Genomic DNA, 658 nt, shown 5'->3' on the forward strand with positions numbered 1-658 from the left:
GTGGCAATCAGCCTGACAAATGCAATGTCGGCTTCAACGAGGAGCGCGGCGTCTTCCAGATCGAGATCAAGGGGCCTTGCCGAACCCAAAACCCCCGAGGCCGCCCGCATCTGCCGCGAGGATTTGAACGAGGTGATCGCCAGCTTCGTGCAGGACAGGCCTTCTATCGAGCGCGGCCTGTTCGATGAGGAGCTTGTTCCCGAGGAACTGACCCAGCTTCGCTTGGGCAAGATCATCAAGGACAAATATCCCGAACTGGACGAGGAGGACCGAGAGGCCGTGCGCCAGCACGCCATCGCCGCCCTCAATCTCACCCAGAAGGCCAAGAAAATCGCCCTTGGCGGCCATGGCTCCGGTGACGAGCCGGGCGCGAATACGGCGCTGATCGACGGCGTTCGCAAATTCACAATGGACGTGCGCGAACTCGACATCGACCTGGTCGACCGGATCAATCCGTTTCAGGAAGCCTATGCCATCCTCGCCAAGACCATGAGCGAAGAAAGCCTGAAACAAGTCGCCGCTGCTATTTCTGCCCGCCGCACCAGCCTCACCGCGGAAGAAGCCAAGCAGCTTGCCGTTCGGGCGGTCCAGTTCAAGAAGGAGCGCGGGCGGCTTCCGTCCATCAGTTCGACGGACGCATGGGAAAAGCGCATGGCCG

General features: G+C 60.9%; 1 pseudogene. It reads left to right on the forward strand.

The annotated features are described in order from the left end of the window. Nucleotides 1–658, forward strand: a pseudogene (locus E3D03_RS21175) (DEAD/DEAH box helicase); the annotation flags it as partial.

The sequence above is a fragment of the Paracoccus sp. DMF genome, assembly GCF_004407025.1.
Lineage (GTDB): Bacteria > Pseudomonadota > Alphaproteobacteria > Rhodobacterales > Rhodobacteraceae > Paracoccus > Paracoccus aminovorans_B.